This window comes from Spirosoma taeanense, from assembly GCF_013127955.1.
GTDB lineage: Bacteria > Bacteroidota > Bacteroidia > Cytophagales > Spirosomataceae > Spirosoma > Spirosoma taeanense.
Window position 1 is genome coordinate 5,055,305 of the sequence record NZ_CP053435.1, and the last position, 25,774, is coordinate 5,081,078.

Consider the following 25,774-nt stretch of genomic DNA (forward strand, 5'->3'; position numbering starts at 1 on the left):
GTGAATCTCTTGTTTCTTTACGTGTCCCGGTGTCACAACCGAGTCAGAGACATGCACAAAGAAACGCAGAGATTCACGGAGTTGACTATCGGGATGCTGGAAAAAGTCGCGAGTGGTGTCAAACGCCTGTGGCGGTACCGCCTGATCAAGGCGTTTGTAGCTCTGTGGCTGATTCTCTGGGGACTTGACAGGGCGTTCCCGATTAACACCAGCGTTCCCTACTCAACGCTCGTTACGGCCCGCGACGGACAGATTCTTCATGCGTTTCTAAGCCGCGACGATAAATGGCGGCTTTATACAGAACTGCCGGAGATTACGCCTGCCTTACGGGATGCCATTCTGTTCAAGGAAGACCGATATTTTCGTTACCATCCGGGTTTCAATCCGGTAGCTATGCTGCGGGCTGCGTTCCGAAATCTGCTCAGTGGTCGGCGCACATCGGGAGCCTCGACGATTACGATGCAAACAGTCCGGCTGCTGGAGCCCCGCGAACGAACCTACAGCAGCAAACTGATTGAACTGTTCCGGGCTCTGCAGCTGGAGTGGCATTACTCGAAAGATGAAATTCTGCAACTATACCTCAACCTGATTCCCTACGGCGGCAATATTGAGGGGCTGAAATCTGCGTCACTTCTGTACTTCGGCAAGCCGCCCGCCCTGTTAAGTTTGGCCGAACTGACCACACTGACGGTCATTCCCAATCGCCCGTCGAGCCTGCGGCTGGGGCAGAACAACCTACTTGTCGCAGAGGCTCGTAACCATTGGCTTACCCGTTTTCGGAAGGCGGGACTTTTTGACGAAGCTGCCATTACAGACGCCATTCAGGAACCGCTAACGGCTTATCGACGTAACGCTCCGCAACTGGCTCCGCACGTATCGCGCCGGCTGCGGGCTGCGCAGGTTGACGTTCCGATTGTTCGCTCAACGCTCAATTCGAACGTGCAGGCTACAGCGGAGCGATTGGTTCAGAATTATGCAAACCGGCTGCGGGCGCTAAATATCCACAACGCAGCCGTCTTAATTGTGGATAACCGAACACGGGAGGTTGTGGCTTACGTTGGCTCGGCCGATTTTAGCAATACGTTCGATGGCGGGCAGGTCGATGGTGTCCGGGCTGTGCGGTCGCCGGGCAGTGCGCTCAAACCCCTGCTCTACGGACTGGCATTCGACGCGGGTGTTATTACGCCCCGCACGAAACTGGCCGACGTGCCGACTAATTTTAACGGCTACGAACCCGACAACTACGACCGGCGCTTCAACGGCTCCGTTACGGCGGAGTTCGCCTTAGCGAACTCGCTCAACATTCCGGCCGTAGCCCTGCTGAAGGAGATTGGAACACCAATGATGGCCGCGTCTCTGCGAAAAGCCGGTTTTGCCACCATCCGAAAACAGGCCAGTGACCTGGGGTTATCCATGATTCTGGGCGGCTGTGGCGTTACGCTCGAAGAAATGACACAGCTCTATACCGGACTGGCGAATCAGGGTAGTGTCTCACCGCTGCGGTTTACTTCCTCAACGGAGCCCTCAGGCAATGCCGTGCAGCTTGTTTCGCCCGAAGCGGCTTATCTCATTACCCACACGCTCACGCAGATTACCCGCCCGGACCTGCCCAATAATTTTGACAACAGCTACCACCTGCCACGTATTGCCTGGAAAACTGGCACCTCCTACGGTCGGCGCGATGCCTGGAGCATTGGCTATAATCAGCGTTATACGGTGGGCGTCTGGGTCGGTAATTTTTCGGGCGTAGGCGTAGCTGAACTCAGCGGAGCCAACACCGCTACGCCCTTGCTGTTTCAGCTCATGAACGCCCTGGACTATAACTCGCCAAACGGCTGGTTTCGGCCGCCCAAAAACCTGACCATACGGCTCGTTTGTCCCGAAACGGGCGACGTACCGGGCGAATTCTGCAAAAATCTGGTAACCGATTATAGTATTATGGGCGTTTCGCGCTATCGACGTTGCCAGCACCAAAAAGCCGTTTTTACAAACGCAGCCGGAACGCTGGCCTATTGCGCCCACTGTCGTCCAGACTCAGGTTCAGTGCGTCGTTCGTATCTGAATCTGTCGCCGGAGATGGCCGCGTTTTACCAAAGCCGACATATTCCCTATGAGCTGGTACCGATGCACAATCCTGCCTGCGAACGCGTTTTCGGAATGACCGGAACCGACAGCCAGCCCCCTCTGATTACGAGCCTGAACGATGGCAGCGACTACTTCATTAGCCCGAAGCAGCCAACCGATATGGCGTTGAGCTGCCAGACGGCCGACGATGTACAACTGATTTTCTGGTACCTGAATGACAAACTATACCGTAAGGCTCGCCCGGCCGAAACAGTCTTCTTCCGACCCCGGCCCGGTATGCTGAAAATTTCCTGCGCTGACGACCGGGGCCGGCATAGCGACCTACGCGTCATGATCCGAACCGAGTAACGATTTGTTTATTTGCCTGCTCCGCCTTTTATTGACATTTTTCCAGCCTAAAATTCCATAAAGCCTTATGAAATTTATTTTTTTCCTTCTGGTGGTAACCCTGCTGGCAGCCACGACAACCTTTGCTCAGCAAACGACTGATCCAACTCAGGACCCGACTGCGCTCGGTAATGCGTTTTTTAAAGCCATGCTCGATGAAGATAACAGCACAATGGGCAAGCTCTTAGCCAGCGACTTCAGCATCACCAGCTTTGATGGGCATTCGGTCGACGGCGATATGCTTCTTCAGGGCATTGGTGGGGGTTATGTAGTTGTCGATAATGCCACGGTTTCGGATACGCGGACCCGCCAGTATAACAATGACTCGGCCGTGATGACCGGTACCTGGAAAGCTAAAGGCAACGTGCAGGGGCAGGGATTTGACAGTAATGTCGCCTTTTCGGTGATGAGCACGCGGCAGGGCGGAACGTGGAAAATCGTTCATGTGCAATTTACACCCATGCGCTAACGAACCGATTACTAAGTCATCGGCCAGCAGAGTACTGGAAAGCCAGCCCACTCACCTATTTTGAGTGGGTTTTTTCGTTTCCATTCGACCTCTCACCGCTACTCCCATGAAACGCGTTTATCGGCTGCTGTTACTAACGCTTCCGTTTGGTTTTCTTATAGACTGCGCCCATCTACCGTTTGGTGAGGTATCGGTAATTGGTCGGAACTTCGATGAAGAAATCCAACAGACGCAGAACCTTGTTTTTACGTTCAACCGGAATGTTGGGCCCAAAAATGCCCTGAACGAATGGGATTCGGCGCAGTATGTTCGTTTTAAACCTGCCGTTCACGGCTGGTTTCGCTGGTCGGCACCGAACGAACTGATCTTTTCGCCAGCCGTTGCCTTCGATCCGGCTACCGATTACCGCGCTGAACTGACCGATAATCTACTCAAGCAATCCGGACAGAAGGACCTGAACGTATCGGGCGACGACATTACGTTCCATACGCCTTACCTCCAGCTAAACGCCACTGAAACCTGGTGGTCGCGTTCGCGGGAAACGGGTCAGCCGGTGGCCAAAAACCGACTTACGTTTAACTATCCGGTTAATCCGGCGGAGGTTTCCGGCAAACTATCCGTAACCACCGGGAGCCAGCCCATGGCAATGCAGTTTGTCCAGAGCCCGACGCCAGCTACTGTAGTGCTCACGCTGCCGAATGCGCCGGCCGAGAGGAATGAGCGACCGATAACGGTCAGGCTGGACAAAGGCCTGAAAGTTCTCAACACAGCCTACGTCAGCAAACAGATCATCGAAACGACCAGCACGCTTCCCTCCCGTTTTAACATAGAAGTAAGTGATGTACAGACAAGTTTTGAAACGGCCGAAACCCGTACCGGCGGTCCGCAGGGCGTTATTCGGGTCATCACGACGCAGGAGGTTCAACCGGGCGACTTGAGCCAGTACTACACCATTCAGCCGCAGGCTGCCACGACGGCCGAACTAACTGAGAACGGCTTTCTCATTCGGGGCGACTTCACCGAAACAGATACGTATGTCTTAACGCTGACTGACCAGATTCGGGGTGTGTTGAATACCAGACTGGCCGAACCCGTAACGCGGGATTTGTTTTTTGGCAAGATGCCCGCCAGTATTCAGTTTGCCAGCCAGAAGGCGCTGTACTTATCGTCGAAGGGCGCACGTAACATTGGCCTGAATATTATCAACGTGCCGAAGGTGCAAGTCAAGATTGCCCGGCTGTATGAAAACAACCTGCTACATTACCTTCGTTCGAACCGGTACGAGCAATACGCCGAAGCCACCGACGGTCAGTGGAAACCCACCGGCACGTTCAATTACAGCAACGACGAAGCGGGCGACCTGAGCGATGTCGTCGTTAACAAAACCATCGAAACAACCGATCTGCCGAAGGTTCGGGGCGTTTCAGCCCTGAATATCGCCGTGCCAGACCTTAGAAGGACGTTTCAGGAACAACCGTTGCGGGGTGTTTATTTAGTTTCGGTTAGTTCAAAAGACGAAGCGTACCGGCAGGCCAGTCAGTTAGTTTCGGTATCGGATATTGGCCTGATCGTCCGTCAGACGCCGGATGAGGTTTTAGTCTGGGCCAATTCTATCCAGACCGCCGAGCCGATGCAGGGAATCGAAGTAACGCTCGTTAGCCGAAATAACCAGTCCGTTTATACGCTCAAAACCGACGGTACTGGCTTTGTGAAGTTCGATAAGGTAAGCGAGAAGCTTCCCGATTCTACGTTGCCGGGTTCCCGTATCGCTTTGCTGACCGCCCGATCATCCGACGATTTCAACTTTTTGTTCCTGCCCGACACGCAGGTTGAAACCTCGCGGTTTGAGGTGGAAGGCAAACGCGACAACGCATCCGGTTTTGACGCCTTCGTTTACGGCGACCGTGACATCTACCGCCCCGGCGAAACTATTCACCTCAACACCGTCGTTCGGTCGGCCAGTTGGCAACCGGTCAGCGAAGTCCCAATGCTGCTGCGCGTGCTGGCTCCCAACGGCCGCGAGCTGCGGGCTTTCCGAAAAACCACTAATAGCCAGGGCGCTTTCGCCACGGATATACCCCTCAATCCGGCGGCCGTAACCGGGACCTATGTCATTGAGGTGCTGAATGCCAATAATGTTCTGCTCACCTCGCAGCCGATAAGCGTTGAAGAATTCGTTCCTGATCGCATTAACGTAACCGTTCTGACCGATCGAACCAGCTACCGGACGGGGCAAACCATCACCTTGTCGGCTACGGCCGTAAACCTGTTCGGGCCGCCCGCTTCCGATCGCGCTTATGAAATGGAGCTTCACCTTAAGCGAAAAGCGTTTACGCCTAAAGGCTTTGAGGATTATGCGTTCGACATAACCTCCGAACAGGCAGCCGGGCCAGTTTCATTTCAGAAAGAGCTCCGGCAGGGACGCACGAATGCAAACGGGCAGGCCACCGAGCGATTCCCAATTCCCCCCCTGTATCAGAACATTGGCCTGCTGGAAGGGAAGCTGTTTGTAACGGTTTATGACGAAAACGGTCGGCCTGTCAACCGGCTTCGTCGCTTCGATATACTGACGCAGGATACGTTTTTTGGTATCCGCCTGCCCAATCGCTACGTAACGACCAACGCGCCCGTAGCCGCCGAACTGGTTGCGCTCGATCCTGCCGGTGCCCTAAAACCATCCGCTACGGCTACCGTCGAGGTCGTTCGGTATGATTACCAGACTGTCATCGAAAAGCGCGGACCGGGTGACGGACAGATCCGGTACACGACCAAACGACGCGAAAAACCGGTTTATACCAATACTCTCACGTTCAACGAGGGCAAAGCCAGCTTCCGTTATGTACCCAGCGTATCGGGTGAGTACGCGGTTCGTGTGCGGGCGGGTAATTCAGGCGTATCGGGTGGTTACGCAGCCACTGGATTTTACGCCTATGACTATGGCAGTACGTCGGCTTCCTCGTTTGAAGTCAGCCAGGAGGGGCAGGTACTTATGACCCTCGACAAGTCGACGTATCAAACCGGCGACAAAGCTAAAGTTCTCTTCAAAGCTCCCTTCGACGGCAAACTGCTTGTTACGGTCGAGCGAAACCGCGTTCTTGACCATCACTGGTTAACGACCAGCAATAAGTCGGCGGAGTGGCAGTTCGCCATTGGCAACGACCACCTGCCGAATGTTTACGTAACGGCAACATTGATTCGGGCGCTGAACGATTCGGAAACCGGCCCTGTCAACCTTCCCCTTACGGTAGCGCACGGGTTTGCGCCAGTACCGGTTCAGGATGCGGCTACAAAACTGCCCGTTAAGATAACGACCGTTGCCCAATCCCGGTCGAAAACCCGGCAAACCATTCGCATTGCAACCGCCCGCAATGCACAGGTAACCGTAGCGGTTGTTGATGAGGGAATTCTGCAACTTAAGAATTTCAAAACGCCCGATCCGCACGGCTTCTTCTACCAGAAACGCGCCCTGGAAGTCGGTAGCCATGACCTTTACGCCCTGCTGTATCCTGAGTTGTCGCTACGTGCCCGTTCAAGTGTCGGGGGCGATGGCTATGATCTGGAACGGCGTGTCAACCCACTAAGCAATGGCCGGGTTCAGTTGGTAGCCCTCTGGAGCGGCCTGATTGATACCGGTTCCGACGGCGAAGCAGAATTTACCATCAACATTCCGCAGTTTTCGGGCGATTTGCGGGTCATGGCTGTTGCATATAAAGACAATGCCTTTGGGTCAGCCAGCAGCAACATGAAGGTAACCGATCCGATTGTCATCAGCACGGGTGTACCCCGGTTCTTATCGCCCGGCGACCAGCTTGAATTGCCAGTTACGTTGAGCAACACAACGGCAAAGCCTGCCATCGTTACGGCTAAACTGAGTTTAAGCGGACCGTTGCTATCGGATAGCCTCACAACGCAGAAGCTTACCATTCAGCCCAGCCGCGAAGCCCGAACCACCTTCCGTATCTCGGCCCGCCAAGCAATCGGTCCGGCTGCGGTAACCGTAACGGTAAACGGCCTGGGCGAAACCTTTACCGAGATAACCAACGTAACGGTTCGTCCGGCGGCTTCGCTGCAGAAGACGACTCTCTCGGGCGTAGTAGCTGGTGGAAAAACGCAGAAAATCAATCTGGAGGGTGATTTTCTACCGGGTACGGCACGAGCCAGTATAACCCTGAGCCGGTCGCCGGTTGTACAGTATGGCCGTGAGTTGTCCTATCTCCTGGGCTATCCCCACGGCTGCATTGAGCAGACTATTTCAAAAGCGTTCCCGCAGCTTTATTTCGCCGAGCTGACCAAACAAATGGGGGCAAATACCTACTTCGTTCGTCGGGGTGACAGCGATCTTAACCCAACTACCAATGTTCAGCAGGCGATTCAGATAGTTGAAGGTCTGCAGGCACCCAGCGGAGGGTTTTCTATGTGGCCTGGCGGAGTGGCGGGTTCAGGTCCTGACGTAGACCCATGGGCAACTGCCTATGCCGTTCATTTTTTAACCGAATCTAAGGAAGCAGGCTATGAAGTGCGTCCCTCTGTATTAAGCTCCGCACTTGATTATTTGACAACCCTAACCAGCAATCCGGCTTTTGAAAACATCGTCTCGTATGACGAAGCGGGTGACCGAACGACCCGTAAACTCGCCAGCCGGATTAATCTGTACGGCTTATACGTACTTGCTGTATCGGGCATGCCCAATCGCCCGGCTATGAATTATTACAAACAGAATGTAGGACTACTGACGCCTGACAGCCGGTATCTGCTGGCATCGGCCTTTTTCCGGATCGGCGACACCCGCAGCTACACTGCTTTACTTCCCAAACGGTTTTCAGACAACACAACCGAGCGGCAAACGGGCGGCAGTTATGCCTCCCCGTTAAGAAATCTCGCCTTATCACTCGACGCTCTCGTAACGACCGACCGCGATAACCTGCAAATTCCGACGCTTGCGCGGCAGTTGGCCATGGCCTTACAGCAAGCCAGTTACCTCAACACGCAGGAAGCGGCCTTTGCCTTTCTGGCGCTGGGTAAGCTGGCTCGCCAAAACGTCGGCAATACCGCGACGGCTACCCTAATGGCCAGTGATAAATCACTCGGCACAATGACTCGCGCGTTTCTGAAAGTAACTCGTCTGCCAACGAATCAGCCCCTGATGCTGACCGCTAAAGGCCCTGGAAACGTCTATTATTTTGCCCAGAGCGAAGGCATTCCGGCTAAACGGCAAATTCCGGAGGAAGATCACGGCTTACGCGTTCGTCGGGAATACCTCGATCGCGATGGGAAAGTCCTGAACGAACTTCGGCAAAATGATCTGGTAGTTGTGAAGATCACGCTGGTCAGTACCAACGGGCTAAACGTCGAGAACGTTGTCATTACCGACCTGCTTCCGGCCGGTCTGGAGGTCGAAAACCCCCGCTTGACCGAGCAGCGCGATATGCCGTGGTTAAAAAATCCGACCCAGCCCGATCATTTCGACCTGCGCGACGATCGGATAAACTTCTACACGACCGCATCTGGAGCCCTACGAACATTCTACTACCTTGCCCGCGCCACCTCAAAAGGTCGGTTCGTACAGGGTCCGGTCAGTGCCGATGCCATGTATAACGGCGAATACCGGAGTTATGCGGGTCTGAACTTTCTAACTGTGAAATAGGGAATTTACTCCACAGTTTTTGTAGGAATAGTATCCACTGCAGCTCATCAATTCAGGCCCTACAGCGCTAGAACCGGCTTGGTACGTTTTTTGGGGACACTTAGTTGTTACCACTAATCAACCAACGTTATGAAACGAAGGATATGGACAGTTGCTACGATGCTGGCTATTACGATAAGCCTGTCTTCCTGTGCTACAGTTGAGGGCTGGCTCTATGGTGATTCGACCGCCAGTCGTCAGGATATGGTACAGCGTAGCAGCAATCGTGATTCGCGGGACCGCAACGTGAATGATGACAGCCGTCGGGATCGGGATGAGCGGTTTAGCCGTAATGATCGCAGCAGCCGGTCAGAATCCCGGCAAAATTATGACGACGACCGTGAGCCTGGCTTATTCAACCGCCGGAACAGTAGTCGGGATTATCGGGACAGCCGAAGCAATAATTCGCGCAGTTCTTACGCGTATCGTAATCCCTATAACAACTCCAGCCAGTCATCCAATGACCGGTCCGGCCGGATGTCGGGTAGCGATTCAAACAATGATCGATACAGCTCTAACGACAGCGACCGGTATGACAGCCAGTATCGGTACGATAATCGGGATTCATACAACAGCCGCTCGGATTATGACAGCTATAACAACCGGTACTCCGACGATAGATATAACGACAATCGTCGAATGAACGACAGCCGCTCTAGCGATCGTCGGGATGACCGTGATAACTATCAGCGTAATGAAGATCGCGACAGCCGCTTTAGTTACAACGATCAGCGATATGATGACCGTCGGTACGATGAGCGTAATGACGATCGCGATAGCCGGAACAATAACTACAATCGGAATGACCGATATGATCGGGGTAATCGAACCGACCGGGACGATCGGGATAACCGCCGGGATCAGTCAGGACTTTTTGATGATCGAAACGACCGGCGCAATGATAACGTAGACCGGAATGAACGGCGCAATGACGACATGGAACGGAATGATAACGGCCGAAATGACCGCAGCGGCCGCCGGAATCGCGACAATGATCAATATAGCGATGAACGCCGTGACCTGACGGACCGGATTTCGGAGCAGATGGACAAAATCGACGATCAGCTTGATGAAGCCAAAGCCGACGTAAAGAATGAAAGCCGCAAGGATCGTAAAGCGCGCGAAGACCGCATCAAAGACCTGGAAGACAAACGGCGTCAACTGGCCGATACATACTACAAAGTTCAGCGGTCAACCGAAGATGACTTCCGGAAAGTAAAGCGCGAGACCAACCGCGTGGTTGATGATATTGAAGATGCAATGGATAAACTGATGGACAAAGCTGACAAAAAGTAAGCGGTCATGTCAGCGAATCGAGACGGGGACTGGTTAATCATCAGTCCCCGTTTTTTATGGGGTGGTTTCCAAACCAACTTCAGCTTACTTTTGCGATATGGCTTTAGTAAAACCCGTTCGCGGAATTCATCCCCAGTTTGGCGAAAATTGCTGGTTCGCCGATAACGCCACGATTGTTGGTGAGGTAACAATGGGACACGATTGTACCGTCTGGTTCAACGCTGTTGTCCGGGGCGACGTAAATTCGATCACTATGGGCGATCGCTGCAATGTGCAGGACGGCGCTGTCATTCATTGTACGTATCAGCGCTTCAAAACCACTATTGGCAATTACGTCTCCATCGCCCACAATGCCATTGTACACGGCTGTACGATTGAAGATAAGGTCTTAATCGGTATGGGCGCCATTGTTATGGATGGGGCCGTTATTGGATCGGGCAGTATCGTCGCGGCCGGAGCTATCGTAACGCAGCATACTATCGTGCCACCCGGTTCCATTTACGCCGGTAATCCCGCCCGGCTTCTGAAAGCCGTTTCGCCTGAGCAAGCAGAACTATTCATGCGCACGGCTAATAATTACGTGATGTATGCGGACTGGTTCAAAGCATGAGTGATTTCTTCATTTATCTGGGCTTAGGATTCGAGCACATCACCGACCCCAGCGGGTACGATCACATCCTGTTTGTGATAGCCCTTTGCGCCGTTTATACCCTGCGCCAATGGCGACAGATTCTGAGTCTGGTCACCGCGTTCACGATTGGTCACTCCGTTACGCTGGCACTGGCAACGCTGCAGCTCATCAGTTATAAAACCGAACTGACTGAACTGCTCATCCCCATTACCATTCTCATCACCGCCATCACAAACTTTTTTTATAAGGAGCCCCGGGCGCAATCGTTAGCCATTACCCGGCAGCCAACTGTGTCCTGGCGGTATGGCATAGCCTTGCTTTTTGGATTGATTCACGGCATGGGGTTTTCCAACTACCTGCGCAGTTTGCTGGGTCGTGAAGCGAACATTGTGAAACCCTTACTAGCCTTCAACATAGGTCTGGAAATGGGCCAGCTGGTTATTGTCAGTATCGTTTTAACGGTTGCCTTCCTGGCTCTGGATATCCTACGAAGCAGCCGATTACGGTGGACGCTGATTGTGTCGGGCATTGTAGCCGGCATGGCTCTTTCGCTGATCATCAACAATGAATATTTGCCTACGCTGATCGAGTAGGCATACCGCTGCTTTTTTTGTACTTTTACCCGCATTTCAACAACTTCAACCTGTTTATGAAGAAGATAATTCTGCTAACAATCGGTTTGGCAGCTTCAGTAAGGTTCGCAGGTGCTCAGGCACCAGCCGCGCCCACGCAAAACGCAAATACGCGCTTTGAGCAGCTCGGCCCCATGCTGCCAACGCCCAATACGTTCCGCACGGCCGCGGGTGCGCCCGGCCGCGACTATTTCCAGAACCGGGCTGATTATGACATCCGGGTAGAACTCGACGACGCTAATCAGAAGATTACGGGCTCTGAAACCGTAACGTACCACAACAACTCTTCGGACGAATTGCGGTATATCTGGCTTCAGCTCGATCAGAACCTGTTTGCCAAAGGCTCAACGGGTAGCATCACCCGCACGGGCGGCATTAACGAAAGTGGCATGAGCTTCAATCAGTTGCAGAACCTGACATCCGTACGTGAACGGAGCAGTCAGCAGGCAACCGATAAGTACGGCTACAAAATCACGTCCGTTAAAGATGCTAAGTCGGGCAGCCCGCTCAAGTACACGATTAACCAGACCATGATGCGGATTGACATGCCGACGCCACTGAAGCCCGGCGCGAGTTATTCCTTCAACGTGGACTGGAATTACTTTGTCACCGAATATTACGGTCGCAGTGGCTATGATTTCTTTCCTAAGGATGGCAACTATAACTACTTCATCGCACACTGGTTTCCGCGGCTCTGCGCCTACAACGACGTAAACGGCTGGCAGAACAAGCAGTTTTTAGGTCAGGGCGAGTTTACGCTCATCTTCGGTAATTATAAAGTAGCCATTACCGCACCAAGCGACCACATCGTAGGCGCAACCGGCGAATGCCAGAACTACAAACAGGTTCTGACGGCGACCCAGCAGAAGCGCATGGCGCAGGCGGCCAACTCGAAAACACCGGTTGTAATCGTCACGCAGGACGAAGCCATTGCCGCCGAAAAGGCCAAACCTGCGGATACAAAAACAAAGAAAACCTGGGTATACAAGGCTGATAACGTACGTGACTTCGCCTTTGCCAGCAGCCGTAAGTTTATCTGGGATGCCATGCAGACAGACGTATATGGCGACGGCCGCAAAATCTGGAGCATGTCTTTTTATCCGAAAGAAGGCAATCCGCTCTGGGGACAGTATTCAACCCGCGTTGTTGAACACACGCTTAAATCCTATGGCAATCGAACAATCAAATATCCTTATCCGGTAGCAATTTCGTGTCATGCCACGCCCGGCGGAGGTATGGAGTACCCCATGATCTCGTTCAACGGTGGCCGTCCTGAAGCTGACGGTACGTATTCGGAGCAAACTAAAGCCGGCATGATCGGCGTCATTATCCACGAAGTTGGCCATAACTTCTTCCCAATGATTGTTAATTCCGACGAGCGGCAATGGACCTGGATGGACGAAGGTTTGAACACCTTCTGCCAGTATCTGGCCGAAAAAGAATGGGACTATAACTTTCCAAGCCGCCGGGGTGAACCGCAATACATTACGGACTATATGAAGTCAGACAAATCGGTTCTGTCGCCGATTATGACCTCGTCTGACAACGTTATCAGCCTCGGCCCCAATGCCTACGCTAAGCCAGCCACGGCCCTGAATATTCTGCGCGAAACGGTTATGGGCCGCGAGCTATTCGATTACGCCTTTAAAGAGTATGCGCGTCGCTGGGCTTTTAAAAGTCCTGAGCCTGCCGACTTCTTCCGTACACTGGAAGATGCTTCTGGTGTTGATCTGGACTGGTTCTGGAAGGGCTGGTTCTATGGCGTTGAACCCGTGGATCAGGATCTGGTTGAGGTCGACTGGTACCAGGTGGATGCGGGCGATCCGGTGACGACCAAAGCAGCCGCTCGCGCTGAAGCGCAGCGCCGGGCCGGAACCATCAGCAAACAGCGTGATGCCGCGACAAAGGCCGCTACAGTTGTTGAGCAGGATTCAACCATGAAGGATTTCTACAATGGTTATGATCCTTACGCTGTTACCGATGCGGATAAAAAACGGTATGAGGACTATCTGGCGACGCTGAGTGACAGCGAGCGTAAGGTTCTTGAAGCGAATGCCACTACAAACTTTTATACCCTGTCGCTGAAAAACAAAGGTGGGGTACCAATGCCAGTGATTGTTCGGATGCAGTTTGAAGATGGCACCGACTCTGTAGCGCGGTACCCGGCCGAAATCTGGCGTTTCAACGACCAGGCGATTAAGAAAGTCATTGCGACTCCAAAGAAAGTTACCCAGTGGACGCTTGACCCGTACTACGAAATCGCTGATATTGATACCGAGAACAACTCATTCCCGCGGGTAGCGCAACCTACCCGTTTCCAGTTGTTCAAGCAGCGGCAGAGCCCATCTGCTACCCAGGGACAGAACCCAATGCAGCAACAACGACGGGGCAATCAACCACCGGCCACGCAGGGTAGTGGTAGAAATTAAGTTATGTGAGGGGGAGAAAAGAGAACAGACCCGCATTTCTTTTTCTTTTCTCCCTTTCCTGCTTACCTTTGCAGACCCCTCGGGATGTAGCGCAGCCTGGTAGCGTGCTTGCATGGGGTGCAAGAGGTCGTGGGTTCGAATCCCGCCATCCCGACTTAAAGCCGACCTCATAGGGTCGGCTTTTTTGTATGTTACCTTTCAGTGTGGCAAGGGCATTTCTAAAACAACGAAGCTCCGGCAGGTCTGCCGGAGCTTCGTTGTTTTAGAAAAATAAACGCCTAATTAACCAGAACCGGCTCCGGTTCATGATCGATTAAATCTTTCACGAATGGGGTTCCCCGCCATAGCGACAACAGCGCATGAGCTGTCAAAGCACCACACATGGTAGCGACGGCTAACCCAACCAATAGAAACAGGAGCTGACCCAGAAAAAACCAGCCCTGTGACAGAAGCACAAAGTGATGAAAAAAATCAAGACTCGTCAAAGCGAAGGCCGATAGTACAAGACCGTTACGGAGAATATTCATAACTACCCGATTAAATGCTGTCCTGGCAACTGCTACCAAAAGATTTGGGAACAAACTTCAGCCTGCAAGATTAATTCCTGATTTATAAGTTGTTAAAGTAACATTAAAACTAATTTTTACTCTAATTATTTCTTCACTGTTCGTCTAATTTCTGCTTATACCTAAAAAAACCTTGCCAGGCATGTGCAATCGGGCGCCTTCCCGCATCTTCAGGTTATACAGAGCCCATTACAAACTGGATTTATTCCGAAAACCTTATTAAATATTTATGAATAAAGCCCCTCCCTCTTCTGGTTACTCAACCCGTCTAAATTGGACTAATAACTGTCGGAAGCTTGAAAAACAAGGTTTTACCAATCATTGCGTCAATATGTCCTAGTACAGGTAAAGCCGGATATGTACAAGTATTTATTGACGGATTGCCATTAAAAAGGAAAAATTGACTGATGATTTTGCATTGTTTTCGTCAGAAAAACCATAGTTTTGTGGAGGTTTCAGAGGCTTTCAGTCAAATTTTTAACTGAACAAACCCAAACAGTCTAAATTTTTCGCTTTTTTTACCGGGCAAACCAACTTTCAATTTAACCCTACAGTCTAGTTCCAATGAAAACACAAAATCCCTCTCCAGCACCAGCCAAAGCAGCGGCACCAAAGAAGAAATCGTCGGGTGGCTTGAATCCAGCGTTCGTAATCCCGGTTCTGCTGTTGATCGGTATCCTGACGTATATGTTCGTCTTTGGTGACGGCAGTCACTTTCAGGATGGAGACAACACGAAAGAGCCACTCCCAGGCGATTACTTCGGTACCGTCTATAAAGGAGGATTTATCGTACCTATTCTCTTTACGTGCTTCCTGACCGTGCTGGTATTTTCCATCGAGCGGTTTATCACTATTGGCCGCGCAAACGGGTCAGGTTCGATTGATGATTTCGTTCGGAAAGTAAAGGGTCAGCTTGACCGTAATGACGTAGCCGGAGCGATTCAGGAGTGCGATCGCCAGAAAGGCTCGATTGGTAACGTTGTTAAAACGGCCCTGCTGAAATATCAGCAACTGTCAACGGACACGGAACTGACCAAAGAGCAAAAACTGGTAGCCCTGCAGAAAGAAGTAGAAGAAGCTACGACGTTGGAACTGCCGATGCTGGAAAAGAACCTGACCATCATCGCTACGCTGGCATCGGTGTCGACTCTTATCGCGCTGCTTGGTACAGTACTTGGTATGATCCGGGCCTTCGCAGCCATGGGTGCTACAGGTCAGCCTGACACGGCTGCTCTGTCAACGGGTATCTCGGAGGCTCTTGTAAACACGGCCCTTGGTATCGGTACGGCTGCTATCGCGACCATCATGTATAGCTACTTCACCAGCCGGATCGACGTACTGACGTACAACATCGACGAAATCGGTCTGAGCATCCAGCAGAACTTCGCGGCTCACTATTAAGCCGTAGTGGATCGTTGGTCTAATTAACCGCCTTAACCGGATAAAACCGGACAGGCAGAAACAGAATAACTCATGCCAGCAGTTAAAATTAAACGTGCAAGTTCTTCAGTGGACATGACGGCGATGACCGACGTGGCGTTCCTGTTGCTGACGTTCTTTATCCTGACCGCCCAATTCCGTTCTCAGGATGCCGCCAGCATCGATACCCCGTCTTCTATCTCCGGCATCAAAGTTCCGGACAAGGACATCATGACCATTGGTTTGGGTAAAGACGGTAAAGTCTATTTTGGCATCGATAACCAGAACAACCGCATTGCTATGCTGGAAAATATCGCTGCTGCAAAAGGCATTACTTTCTCAGACAAGGAAAAGAAGGAATTCGCCCTGATGTCGAACTTCGGATTGCCCATTGCTCAATTGAAGTCGTTCCTGGGCATGCCCAAAGAACAGCAGGCAAAGATTAAGCAGCCGGGTATTCCTACGGATTCAACAGGGGCGGGTGCCACGAATGAGCTTAAAGACTGGGTATTTAATTCCCGGAAGGCCAACAACGATCTACGAATTGCGTTAAAAGGCGATAACCTTGCCAAGTTTCCGGAATTTAAGAACGTGCTGGCTACGCTTCAGGCGCAGAACATTAACAAATTCAACCTGATCACCGGAACAGAGGCTCCGCCGGCAGGTTGGAAAGCAGACTAACGCGTTGTTTGTCTGTTCATCTGATTAGCTATTTTAGAGCCATTCAGGTGAACAGGCAAACAACTAAACCAAACAAGCCATGGCAGAAATTAACACTGGCGGTGGTGGTGGTAAGCATGACGGTGGTAAGGTACGGTCCAAGAAAGCGTCAACCCGTGTGGACATGACGCCGATGGTTGACCTCGGGTTCCTCCTGATTACCTTCTTCATTCTGGCTACCACCCTGAGCAAGCCATCTTCGATGACGCTCAACGTGCCGGACAAAACAAAACAGGAAGAAACGGAGCCTATTAAGGCCTCCAACGTAATGACCGTCTTTCTGGGGAAGGACAACAAGGCGCATTACATCTTTGGTAAAGCGGCCAATGAAGACCCCGAACTAAAGACAGTTGGCTACGGCTACGAATTCCGTCAGGCTATTCAGGAAAACGCCCGGAAAGTATCCGCCGATAAGTTTGTTGTGGTTATTAAGCCAACCAAAGAGTCAACGTATAGAAATATGGTTGACGTTCTGGATGAGATGGCCATTACGAAAACGAAGCGGTATGCTCTGGTGGACCAGCTGACTCCGGACGAAAAGAAGCTTCTTAAGGACAAAGTTAAAATAGACGCATAACACCATGGCAGAGACTCCTCAAAACGCAACACTTGATGACATTGTGTTTGCGAACCGGAACAAGGCGTATGGTGCCTATGATCTACGGAAAGCGTATCCTAAGACTGTAACACGTGCCCTGATTATTGGGGGTATCCTGTTTACACTCGGTGTACTTGCTCCGACCATCATCACTGCCCTGACTCCGGAGCAAGAAGAACAGGCAATGGTAGAGGTGGACCTGATGAAGCTCCCTCCTCCGCCAATTGACCCGAACGAACCGCCACCACCACCGCCACCGCCAGTCGAAGTACCCAAGGTGAACACGGTTAAATTCCTTCCACCGGAAGTAAAACCGGATGAAGAGGTACCCGAAGAAACGCCACCGCCGGCTGTTGAAGAACTGAAGGAAGCTGTTGCTGCTGAAAAAACGCAGGAAGGTGACCCGAACGCTGAAGAAGTCATTGCGGCTCCTGAAGCCAGTGCTGCTCCAACGAAGGTAGAGGTTGCTGTTGAAGCCGCTCCGAAAGAAGAAGAAATCTTTACGGTCGTTGAACAACAGCCAGAGTTTACGGGTGGTATGGCCGCTCTTGGTCAATACCTGCAGAAAAACCTTCGTTATCCGGCAGCCGCTCAGCGCGCGAACATTTCGGGACGGGTTTTCGTAAGCTTCGTTGTTAATACCGACGGTAGTATTCAGGACGTTCAGGTTCTGAAAGGACTGGGCTTCGGAACGGATGAGGAAGCAACCCGCGTGGTTAAAAGTATGCCGAAATGGCGCCCTGGTAAACAGTCAGGTCGTCCAGTACGGGTAAAATACAACCTACCGATCAACTTCACGCTGGAATAACTCCTATGCGCGGACAAAATCGAGGTCCGGCGCAGCTAACGCTGTATATTTCAGTGCTGGCTTCGCTGGCATACTTGGGAGGAGGCATCGTACTGATTGCCTCCTCTCAGTCTTTTGGCATGTTCCCTGAACCCGGAATTCTACGGTATGGGATGGCGGCTCTATTATTAGTTTACGGGAGCTATCGGGCCTATCGGTCTTATCAACGTTTTCAAGAAAATGAGTAAAAACGGATTTTGGGCAATCAGTCTGCTGCTAGGCTTTTTCGGCTGCGCCAATGATAAGCCTGCTCTGGACAATCCATCCCGGGGGAGTATTATTGTTGCAGCTGATGAATCGTTTAAACCCTTAGTCACGCAGTTGACCTCAGCCTATTCAGGTATATACCCGGATACGCATTTTGAGATTGTCTTTAAACCTGAGCAGCAAGCAATCAATCTAATGCTGCAGGACAGTGCGCGGATTGCTTTCGTAACCCGTAAATTGACCCAAAAGGAACAGGCCGTCCTAGATCAGCGTAAAATTGTAGGGGCCGCAACGAAAATTGCAACCGATGGCGTAGCGCTTATCATCAATCGATCCAACACAGATAGCCTACTGACAATGAATGAGTTGAAGAGCTTATTCAGTGGCAAGATAACGCAATGGTCACAGTTGAAAGGTGGCAACCAGACCGGTCCCATTACTTTAGTATTTGATAATAACAATTCGAGTAATCTGGAGTTTGTGTTAAATACTTTCAAAGTCAATAATGTCCGGAACTTGCGCATCTTCACAACCCGGTCCAACCGGGAAGTGATTGACTTTGTGCGGAAGAATCCGTCGGCATTGGGTTTCATCGGTGTAAATTGGATCAGCGATGGAGATGAGCCCCTTACGGCTGAACTGTCGCGGGATTTGCGGGTAGTAGGTGTTTCGGATAAGGCGAATCCAACAAAACGGGATGATTATTATCAACCGTTTCAGGAGGACTTAGGTATGATGCGTTACCCTTTACGTCGACCGGTTTATGTCTTGAGCCGGGAAGCTCATCCGGGTTTGGGAAGCGGATTAGTAAATTATGTAGCCCGTGATGCAGGCTCCTTGATTATTTACAAATTGGGACTTTGGCCTTCTGTGCCGTATAATCGGGAAGTGAACTTGAAAAACTAAGGAAGTTTTTTGGTTTAACGGCAATTTTTTAGTTTTGTCGATTGTTTACCTAACAGAACACTTATTTAATTTCCAACCTAAATACATGATGAACAACCAGAAGAAATCGCTGTTGACCATCCTGTTCGTGGGAGCATCTATGGCTGCTCCGCTGTTGGCGCAGGACTTGCCGACGGCTCTGAAAGATATTGAGGCCGAACGTTATGGTAAAGCAGGACAAGCCCTTACTCAGTTAGCGTCTAGCTCACCAACGGCTGAAAATCAATTCTACCTTGGTTACTACTATCTGAGAAGCGGGCAGTTGGATCAGGCAAAAGCTGCTTTTGAAAAGGGTGCAGCCGCTGACCAGAAGAACCAGCTGAATAACGTAGGTCTGGGTGGGGTAGCTTTAATGAAAGGCGATCGGGCCGGCGGTACCGCACAGATTAACAATGCAGTAGCTGCAACAAAGAATAAGAATCAGGACGTTCTGATTCGGGCAGCCGAGATGTTCACACTGTCGGAAAAAACCAATGATCCGGCCAGAGCGCTCGAACTGTTAGCTATTGCCGACGAAAAGGATAAGAAAAACGAGAACGCCGAGATCGAAATGCTGATGGGTGATGCGTATTTCCTGAAAAATGATGGTGGTAACGCTATCACGAAATACGAAAATGCGCTGACTATCAACCCGAACCTGGCTGAAGCCAATTATAAGATTGGACGCTTGTATCTGCGCGGTAAAAACTACCAAAAAGCTCAGGATTACTTTAAACTGGCCATTCAGGGTGACCAGGAGTTCGCTCCTACTTACCTAGCTTACGCTGATGCCCTGGCAAATTCGCGCGCTTACAAAAGTGCTGCTCAGAACTACGAACTGTATGTTCAGAAAACGGGCACAACTGATCCTGAGCGTCTGCTTGACGTAGCTCGTTATCGGTTCCTGGCACAAGATTACCAGGGTGCTACGACTTACCTCGATCAACTGAAGGGGAAAGTAAACAACCCAATCGCCGACCGGATGTATGGCTGGGCTTATTACGGTTTGAATCAGCCACAACAGGCAGTAACGGCTCTGAACCGGTTCATCTCAACAGCTCCGAACAAAGTGATCTATGACGATTACAAGTATCTAGGCCGTGCGTACGGTATGCTGAATACTCCGGAAGGCGACTCGCTGAGCGTTGCTTATCTGGAAAAGGCAGCTCCTTCGGATACAACCGAAAACCTGTATCGCGAGATTGCTGAGAAGTACTACAAGACGAAGCGATTTGACAAGGCGGCTAATTACTACACCAAGACGATTCAAAACGATAAGAAGCCACAAAACAACGACTATCTTTGGTTAGGCCTTTCGAACTATCAATATGCTCCTCGTGTAGGTCGTGACAGCTTAGCGGCTCCCGTTGATTCGGCACAAGTGCCTGCGATCAAGCAGGCCTATTATCTGAAAGCTGACTCGGCTTTTGCTCAGATGGCACAGAAGATTGAAGCTACTCCGGGTCAGACGTATCCGCTGGCTTATTACTACCGGGCTCAGGCAAATTATTACGCTAACGCTAAAAACCCGGACCAGGCCATTAGCGCTGCAACTCCGCTGTATGAGAAATTCATTGAGCAGGCACTGGCTCCTCAGCCGGACTCTACTCAGAAAACCGATTACAGTCGCTATCTGGTGACGGCTTATAAAGCACTGGCGGGCTTTAGTCTGCAGCAGAAAGATGAAGCCAAAGCCAAAGAATACTTTAACAAGGTGCTTGAAATCAATCCGAACGATGCTGATGTAAAGCGAGCATTGGAAGGACCCAAGGCAGCACCAGCAACCAAACAGCCTGCGAAGCCTGCTACCAAGACTGCGCCTAAGGCAACCGCACGAAAGTCCTCAGCGAGTTAACAACTGCTGACGTTAAATCAAACAAAAAGCACAGGCTATGCCTGTGCTTTTTGTTTGATTTCCAATTAATAAAAACCTCTAGGTCCAGGGCAGACACCACTATTATTTTTCAGGCGGAGTCGTAACTTTGCGGGCGCAAATTTTTGACCGGACGCCACTACTCTATCTAGCTGTATGCTCAATCTTGTCTTGTTTGGCCCTCCAGGGGCTGGCAAAGGAACCCAAAGCGAAAAACTTATCCGGAGATATAACTTAGTACATTTATCCACCGGTGATTTACTCCGTTCGCAGATCGCCAGTGGCACAGAGTTAGGACTACGGGCAAAACAGTTGATGGATCAGGCATTGCTTGTGCCCGATGAGGTCGTAATCGGCATGATCGAGCATAAGCTTAAAGAAAACCAGTCGGCTGCGGGCTTTATTTTCGACGGTTTTCCACGTACAGTACCGCAGGCTGAAGCACTTGATCAGCTTCTAAGCCAATACGGCACACAGATTAATGCAATGATTGCGTTGGTAGTGGACGAAGAAGAGCTCACCAAACGACTATTGTTACGTGGGCAGACATCCGGTCGGCCCGATGACCAGAATGAAGAGCTGATTCGTCGTCGCCTGCGGGAGTACAACGAAAAAACCAAACCGGTTGCCGGCTATTATAGCGAGCAGGGTAAATACGCAGCCATTAACGGGATTGGCGAGATAGATGATATATTCGCCCTAATCTGCGAAAAAATAAATCAAGCTGCTGGTGAGGTCAGATAAACTGCAGTTAGCCTGACCAGAAGGTACACGCAGCAGTAAACAACAAATATGGCTTCATCAAACTTTATTGATTACGTAAAAATAAATTGTCGCTCGGGAGCGGGGGGAGCAGGCTCAGTTCATTTTCGGCGCGAAAAGCATGTTCCTAAAGGTGGCCCTGACGGGGGTGATGGTGGCCGGGGTGGCCATATCATTTTAAAAGGCAACCCTCAGCTTTGGACATTGCTGCACCTTAAATACCGCAAGCATGTCAAAGCAGGCAACGGTGTAGCCGGAGAAGGTGGACGACGCCAGGGCGCACAAGGGGAAGATGTAATACTGGAAGTGCCTCTGGGCACCATCGCCCGGAACCCCGATACGGGTGAGCAACTGGCTGAAATCACCGAAGACGGTCAGGAAATTATTCTGTTTCCGGGTGGGCGGGGCGGTTTGGGCAATGACCATTTCAAAACGGCCACCCAACAGGCCCCCTATTACGCCCAGCCGGGCGAATCCGGCCGCGAAGAATGGGTTGTACTGGAATTGAAATTATTAGCCGATGTAGGGCTCGTTGGCTTTCCCAATGCTGGTAAATCAACTCTGCTATCGGTACTTTCTGCCGCCCGGCCAGAAATTGCTGACTACCCCTTTACAACCCTTGTACCCAATTTAGGTGTCGTAGCATACAGGGATTACAAATCGTTTGTAATGGCCGACATTCCGGGGATTATTGAGGGCGCATCGCAGGGAAAAGGTTTGGGGCTGCGGTTTCTGCGGCATATTGAGCGTAATTCGGTTCTGTTGTTCTTGGTGCCGGCCACCAGCGAAGATATTCGGCACGAATACAATACATTATTGAACGAATTACGGGAATATAACCCGGAGCTGATGGATAAGGATCGTCTACTGGCTATCTCAAAAATAGATCTGGTCAGCGATGAGGAGTTAGCCCGCATCAAAGCCGATCTGCCCCAGAAGATTCCCGTTACATTTATCTCGTCGGTTAGTCAACGCGGACTGGATGAATTGAAAGATAGTATCTGGCAACGGTTAACTCTACCTCCGTCGGCCGAATAGTCTATTTAAGTGGTATCCAAACGACTGCTGATCGCTTGATCGGGTCGTGCTTATGAACGCTATGAAACACATTTCGGTAGCCTACGCACTGGTGGTATGGTTGTTTCTGCCGCTGGTTACTATGGCTCAGATTCAGGTATCATTTCCTACTACGCGGGCCGTTTTCCAACGAAGCAAAGCCAATCTGGCAACGATTCGCATTACGGGCCTATATACATTAGCCGTTACGCGAATCGAAGCCCGCATGGTGGCCCGCAACGGACAGGGCACTTCAACCGAATGGCGACCGATTCAGACAAGCCCCGGCGGTGGTAGTTTTGCCGGCGACTTTACCGGAACAGGCGGATGGTATAACCTCGAAGTACGCGGCATGAACGGCGATCAGCAGGTCGGAACTGTTACAACGGTCGAGCGCGTTGGTATAGGCGAAGTGTTTATAATCGCCGGACAATCGAACGCGCAGGGTATTCATACCGATGCGCCCGTTTCAACCGACGACCGGGTTAACTGTGTCAACTATCGTTACCCGGACAATGGCTTTCCAAATGATCCGCCCGTTCCTCAGTTTACTCACTTAGACAACGGAGCTGATTTTTATATTGCGCCCCGGGGCCTCGGCAGCTGGTGCTGGGGGCGTCTGGGCGATTTGCTGGCCAGCCGGCTCAATGTACCGATCATGTTTTTCAACGCGGCTTTTACCGGAACGGCCGTTCGCAACTGGCGGGAAAGCGCCCCGGAAGGCGGCACTGCCAAGAGTGTGTATGACCCCAACCTGCTGTACCCGCCCCGCCAGCCTTATATTAACTTGAAGATCGCGTTGCAGTACTACGCGAACATGCTCGGTATGCGGGCGGTTTTGTGGCATCAGGGCGAAGCTGATAACCTCATCAGTACGGCCGGGGCTAGTTATACAAGCGATCTCCAGTTCGTGATCAACCAAAGCCGGCAGGATTACGGCCGGAATATGACCTGGGTGGTGGCCCGTACGACCTATGGTGACAACATTCCCACGAAAACCAGCCCCGCCATTATTGCCGCTCAGAACAATGTTATTGTAACGGTGCCTAACGTGTTTCCAGGACCGGCTACGGATGATATTCAGATACCCCGCACGCGTCCCCCCCGCAACGACCCTGAAGGTTTTCACTTCGACTATAACGGACTGCTGGAAGTAGCAAATGTCTGGAACGGAAGTCTCGATGATGCGTTTTTTCAAAATTCAACTCCGCATTCTCCCGCTCCGGCACCAACTATTTCGGTAGCCTGCGCGGGTAACAACCTAACGTTTACGATTAACGGTGAGTATACATCTTTCCAGTGGGAATCGGGTGAAACCAGCCGAACCGTAACAAAAGGGCCCGGCGGTCTTTACCGCGCTAAAGTGAAAGACGCCCGGGGTAATACTCATTTCACAAACTATGTACGCGTTTCAGATACGCCTACGGCCACCGTTGCCGACAATCGTCCACCGGCCATCTGCGCCGGCGGTACGCTTGCACTAACCTCCAATTATGATAACGTAACGTGGATCAACAGGACGACCAACGCGGATATTTCCTCGGGTCGGACACTCAATGTCAGTACGGCGGGCGTCTATCAGGTTCGCTATCGGGATGTTAGTGGCTGCGACTTTGTGTCGAATGCTATTCAGCTAACCGTCAATCCCCTACCGGCTACCCCAACTATTACCAATACGAGAGCCACCACCTTCTGTCAGGGTGATAATACCATATTGCAAACCTCGGCCGAAAACGTACGCTACAGTTGGAGCAACGGCCAGCAGAACCGCGTCATCACCGTGGGTACACCCGGCACTTATAACCTTGCGGTCATTGATCAGAACGGCTGTGCGTCAGAGCGGTCCAACTCCATTACAGTGGTTGTGAACCCTCTGCCCGTTAAACCCGTCATTACAGCAAGTGGGGCTACAACTTTCTGCGCGGATCGTAACGTCGTGTTAACCGCCCCCGAAGAAGCGGGGTACATCTGGACGAATGGACTGACAACCCGCACCCTGACCATCAACCAGTCGGGTAATTTTTCTGTTAAAACCCGCAATCAGTTTGGCTGTATCTCGGAACCGTCTGATGTGCTGACCATCAACGTGAATCCACTGCCACCAACGCCTTCCGTATCGGCGGCCGGTGCAACAACTTTTTGTGAAGGTGGCCGGGTGAACCTGAATGCAACGTCCACATTTGACGTTGTCTGGTCGAACGGACAGGCCGGAAAATTGATCACCGTAAATCGGTCGGGTAACTACGCCGTTCAGGCCCTTGATCAAAACGGCTGTCTGTCGGTTTATTCGCCTGTGATCAGCGTTCGAGTAAATCCCTTGCCTAATGCCCCTACGTTGCTGTCGAGCCGCTCGTCGGTGATATGCGAAGGCGACCGGGTCACGTTCACCGTAGAAGGGCCATACACGGTTTTCTGGTCAACTGGCGATTCGACCCGTAGCATTACCACAGGTCGGGCGGGAAATTACACAGCCCGCGTTCGCGATGTGAACGGCTGCGTATCGACGCAGTCGGCAACAACAACCGTTCAAGTGAGGGCCCTGCCGCCTGCTCCCACGGTGAACGCAATCGGTACATACACCCTAGAAGCGGTTAGTTCAACCAACAGCAACCGATTTCTGTGGCGTCGGGATAATGATTCGGTATCGGCACAGACGCCAATCATCAAAGCCGCTATAGCTGGCAATTATACGGCCCAGTCATCGATTGTTTATTCGAATACATTAACCTGTTTTTCGGTGCCTTCAACTCCTTTTTCGCTCACTATTGATGTAAGTGCACGAGGCCTTAGTGTTTACCCGAATCCCAACCCTAACAAGGTTGTTGTGCTGGAAGCCCAGGAGAACCTGACAAATGCCGTTGTATCACTATATACCTTAACCGGCCAGTTGGTATTGACCCGTTCAATTGGCACATTTGACGAGCGCAAGCAGTTAATCCTGACTGACTTGCCCTCCGGCGTTTATATCCTCCGCGTACAGGCCACCGACTTCAGCGTGTCGAAACGAATTTTACTGGGTTTGTAATATATAGACTAAATCCGCCGTTCAGTCATAGAATACTTGCCAAAAGTTGTATTTTACCGGGAATTCCCCGAAATTAGCCCTTACATAAAGAAGTAGGTCTAATAATTGTATTGCCAAATGGCAATATTGAGTTGGCGATAGTATCGTGGGCAGACCGAACGTTAG

At 51.4% G+C, this 25,774-nt stretch carries 17 protein-coding genes and 1 tRNA gene; 17 read left to right on the top strand and 1 reads right to left on the bottom strand.

Annotation, left to right across the window (positions count from 1 at the left end; genetic code table 11):
* Nucleotides 1-93: 93 nt before the first annotated feature.
* From pbpC to HNV11_RS20950, 8 genes are all read left to right on the top strand, one after another.
* The gene (pbpC, locus tag HNV11_RS20915; RefSeq protein ID WP_171742267.1) at nt 94-2,433 is read left to right on the top strand and encodes a penicillin-binding protein 1C; all 2,340 of its coding nucleotides are present in this window, start codon (nt 94-96) and stop codon (nt 2,431-2,433) included.
* Nucleotides 2,434-2,500: 67 nt separating this feature from the next.
* Complete coding sequence (locus tag HNV11_RS20920) at nt 2,501-2,941, top strand: nuclear transport factor 2 family protein (RefSeq protein WP_171741513.1); 441 nt, start codon at nt 2,501-2,503, stop codon at nt 2,939-2,941.
* A gap of 106 nt (nt 2,942-3,047) precedes the next feature.
* Complete coding sequence (locus HNV11_RS20925) at nt 3,048-8,585, top strand: alpha-2-macroglobulin family protein (protein WP_171741514.1); 5,538 nt, start codon at nt 3,048-3,050, stop codon at nt 8,583-8,585.
* A gap of 129 nt (nt 8,586-8,714) precedes the next feature.
* Nucleotides 8,715-9,920, top strand: a complete 1,206-nt coding sequence (locus HNV11_RS20930) for a hypothetical protein (protein ID WP_171741515.1) — start codon at nt 8,715-8,717, stop codon at nt 9,918-9,920.
* A 97-nt stretch (nt 9,921-10,017) separates the two neighbouring features.
* Nucleotides 10,018-10,530 (top strand): gamma carbonic anhydrase family protein, encoded by a 513-nt coding sequence (locus HNV11_RS20935; RefSeq protein WP_171741516.1) that lies wholly within the window; start codon nt 10,018-10,020, stop codon nt 10,528-10,530.
* Nucleotides 10,527-11,144, top strand: a complete 618-nt coding sequence (locus HNV11_RS20940) for a HupE/UreJ family protein (protein WP_171741517.1) — start codon at nt 10,527-10,529, stop codon at nt 11,142-11,144. The genes HNV11_RS20935 and HNV11_RS20940 overlap by 4 nt, the downstream gene beginning before the upstream one ends.
* 56 nt (nt 11,145-11,200) lie before the next feature.
* Complete coding sequence (locus HNV11_RS20945; RefSeq protein ID WP_171741518.1) at nt 11,201-13,612, top strand: M1 family metallopeptidase; 2,412 nt, start codon at nt 11,201-11,203, stop codon at nt 13,610-13,612.
* An 80-nt stretch (nt 13,613-13,692) separates the two neighbouring features.
* Nucleotides 13,693-13,766 (top strand) — tRNA-Pro (locus tag HNV11_RS20950).
* Between the two features lie 124 nt (nt 13,767-13,890).
* Here the strand turns inward: HNV11_RS20950 and HNV11_RS20955 are convergent.
* Entirely contained in the window at nt 13,891-14,139 is a 249-nt protein-coding gene (locus HNV11_RS20955; RefSeq protein WP_171741519.1) for a hypothetical protein, read from the bottom strand.
* Between the two features lie 603 nt (nt 14,140-14,742).
* Here HNV11_RS20955 and HNV11_RS20960 point away from each other — a divergent pair.
* The 9 genes from HNV11_RS20960 (at nt 14,743) to HNV11_RS21000 (ending at nt 25,609) form a co-directional block, all read left to right on the top strand.
* Nucleotides 14,743-15,579, top strand: coding sequence for a MotA/TolQ/ExbB proton channel family protein (locus tag HNV11_RS20960; RefSeq protein WP_171741520.1), 837 nt, complete (start codon nt 14,743-14,745; stop codon nt 15,577-15,579).
* Between the two features lie 72 nt (nt 15,580-15,651).
* Nucleotides 15,652-16,278 carry an ExbD/TolR family protein gene (locus tag HNV11_RS20965; protein WP_171741521.1) on the top strand — a complete coding sequence of 209 codons (627 nt, stop codon included), beginning with the start codon at nt 15,652-15,654 and terminating at the stop codon, nt 16,276-16,278.
* A 79-nt stretch (nt 16,279-16,357) separates the two neighbouring features.
* Nucleotides 16,358-16,894, top strand: a complete 537-nt coding sequence (locus HNV11_RS20970; RefSeq protein WP_171741522.1) for an ExbD/TolR family protein — start codon at nt 16,358-16,360, stop codon at nt 16,892-16,894.
* 4 nt (nt 16,895-16,898) lie between these two features.
* On the top strand, nt 16,899-17,723 hold the full coding sequence (locus HNV11_RS20975; RefSeq protein ID WP_171741523.1) for an energy transducer TonB: 825 nt from the start codon (nt 16,899-16,901) through the stop codon (nt 17,721-17,723).
* Between the two features lie 219 nt (nt 17,724-17,942).
* Nucleotides 17,943-18,875, top strand: coding sequence for a PstS family phosphate ABC transporter substrate-binding protein (locus tag HNV11_RS20980; protein WP_171741524.1), 933 nt, complete (start codon nt 17,943-17,945; stop codon nt 18,873-18,875).
* A gap of 85 nt (nt 18,876-18,960) precedes the next feature.
* Nucleotides 18,961-20,748, top strand: a complete 1,788-nt coding sequence (locus tag HNV11_RS20985) for a tetratricopeptide repeat protein (protein WP_171741525.1) — start codon at nt 18,961-18,963, stop codon at nt 20,746-20,748.
* 174 nt (nt 20,749-20,922) lie between these two features.
* Nucleotides 20,923-21,510 carry an adenylate kinase gene (locus tag HNV11_RS20990; RefSeq protein WP_171741526.1) on the top strand — a complete coding sequence of 196 codons (588 nt, stop codon included), beginning with the start codon at nt 20,923-20,925 and terminating at the stop codon, nt 21,508-21,510.
* Between the two features lie 48 nt (nt 21,511-21,558).
* A complete protein-coding gene (obgE, locus tag HNV11_RS20995; protein ID WP_171741527.1) occupies nt 21,559-22,566 on the top strand; it encodes a GTPase ObgE in 1,008 nt (335 codons plus the stop codon).
* A 61-nt stretch (nt 22,567-22,627) separates the two neighbouring features.
* Nucleotides 22,628-25,609: a T9SS type A sorting domain-containing protein gene (locus HNV11_RS21000; protein WP_171741528.1), complete on the top strand. Its 2,982-nt coding sequence runs from the start codon at nt 22,628-22,630 to the stop codon at nt 25,607-25,609.
* Nucleotides 25,610-25,774 lie beyond the last annotated feature (165 nt).

Coding starts and splice junctions, on each gene's coding strand:
- HNV11_RS20925 (WP_171741514.1), top strand. CDS start 3,048: ATGAAACGCGTTTATCGGCTGCTGTTACTAACGCTTCCGTTTGGTTTT.
- HNV11_RS20965 (WP_171741521.1), top strand. CDS start 15,652: ATGCCAGCAGTTAAAATTAAACGTGCAAGTTCTTCAGTGGACATGACG.
- HNV11_RS20970 (WP_171741522.1), top strand. CDS start 16,358: ATGGCAGAAATTAACACTGGCGGTGGTGGTGGTAAGCATGACGGTGGT.
- HNV11_RS20975 (WP_171741523.1), top strand. CDS start 16,899: ATGGCAGAGACTCCTCAAAACGCAACACTTGATGACATTGTGTTTGCG.
- HNV11_RS20990 (WP_171741526.1), top strand. CDS start 20,923: ATGCTCAATCTTGTCTTGTTTGGCCCTCCAGGGGCTGGCAAAGGAACC.
- HNV11_RS20940 (WP_171741517.1), top strand. CDS start 10,527: ATGAGTGATTTCTTCATTTATCTGGGCTTAGGATTCGAGCACATCACC.
- pbpC (WP_171742267.1), top strand. CDS start 94: ATGCTGGAAAAAGTCGCGAGTGGTGTCAAACGCCTGTGGCGGTACCGC.
- HNV11_RS20935 (WP_171741516.1), top strand. CDS start 10,018: ATGGCTTTAGTAAAACCCGTTCGCGGAATTCATCCCCAGTTTGGCGAA.
- HNV11_RS20930 (WP_171741515.1), top strand. CDS start 8,715: ATGAAACGAAGGATATGGACAGTTGCTACGATGCTGGCTATTACGATA.
- HNV11_RS21000 (WP_171741528.1), top strand. CDS start 22,628: ATGAAACACATTTCGGTAGCCTACGCACTGGTGGTATGGTTGTTTCTG.
- HNV11_RS20955 (WP_171741519.1), bottom strand. CDS start 14,139: ATGAATATTCTCCGTAACGGTCTTGTACTATCGGCCTTCGCTTTGACG.
- HNV11_RS20945 (WP_171741518.1), top strand. CDS start 11,201: ATGAAGAAGATAATTCTGCTAACAATCGGTTTGGCAGCTTCAGTAAGG.
- HNV11_RS20960 (WP_171741520.1), top strand. CDS start 14,743: ATGAAAACACAAAATCCCTCTCCAGCACCAGCCAAAGCAGCGGCACCA.
- HNV11_RS20980 (WP_171741524.1), top strand. CDS start 17,943: ATGAGTAAAAACGGATTTTGGGCAATCAGTCTGCTGCTAGGCTTTTTC.
- HNV11_RS20920 (WP_171741513.1), top strand. CDS start 2,501: ATGAAATTTATTTTTTTCCTTCTGGTGGTAACCCTGCTGGCAGCCACG.
- obgE (WP_171741527.1), top strand. CDS start 21,559: ATGGCTTCATCAAACTTTATTGATTACGTAAAAATAAATTGTCGCTCG.
- HNV11_RS20985 (WP_171741525.1), top strand. CDS start 18,961: ATGATGAACAACCAGAAGAAATCGCTGTTGACCATCCTGTTCGTGGGA.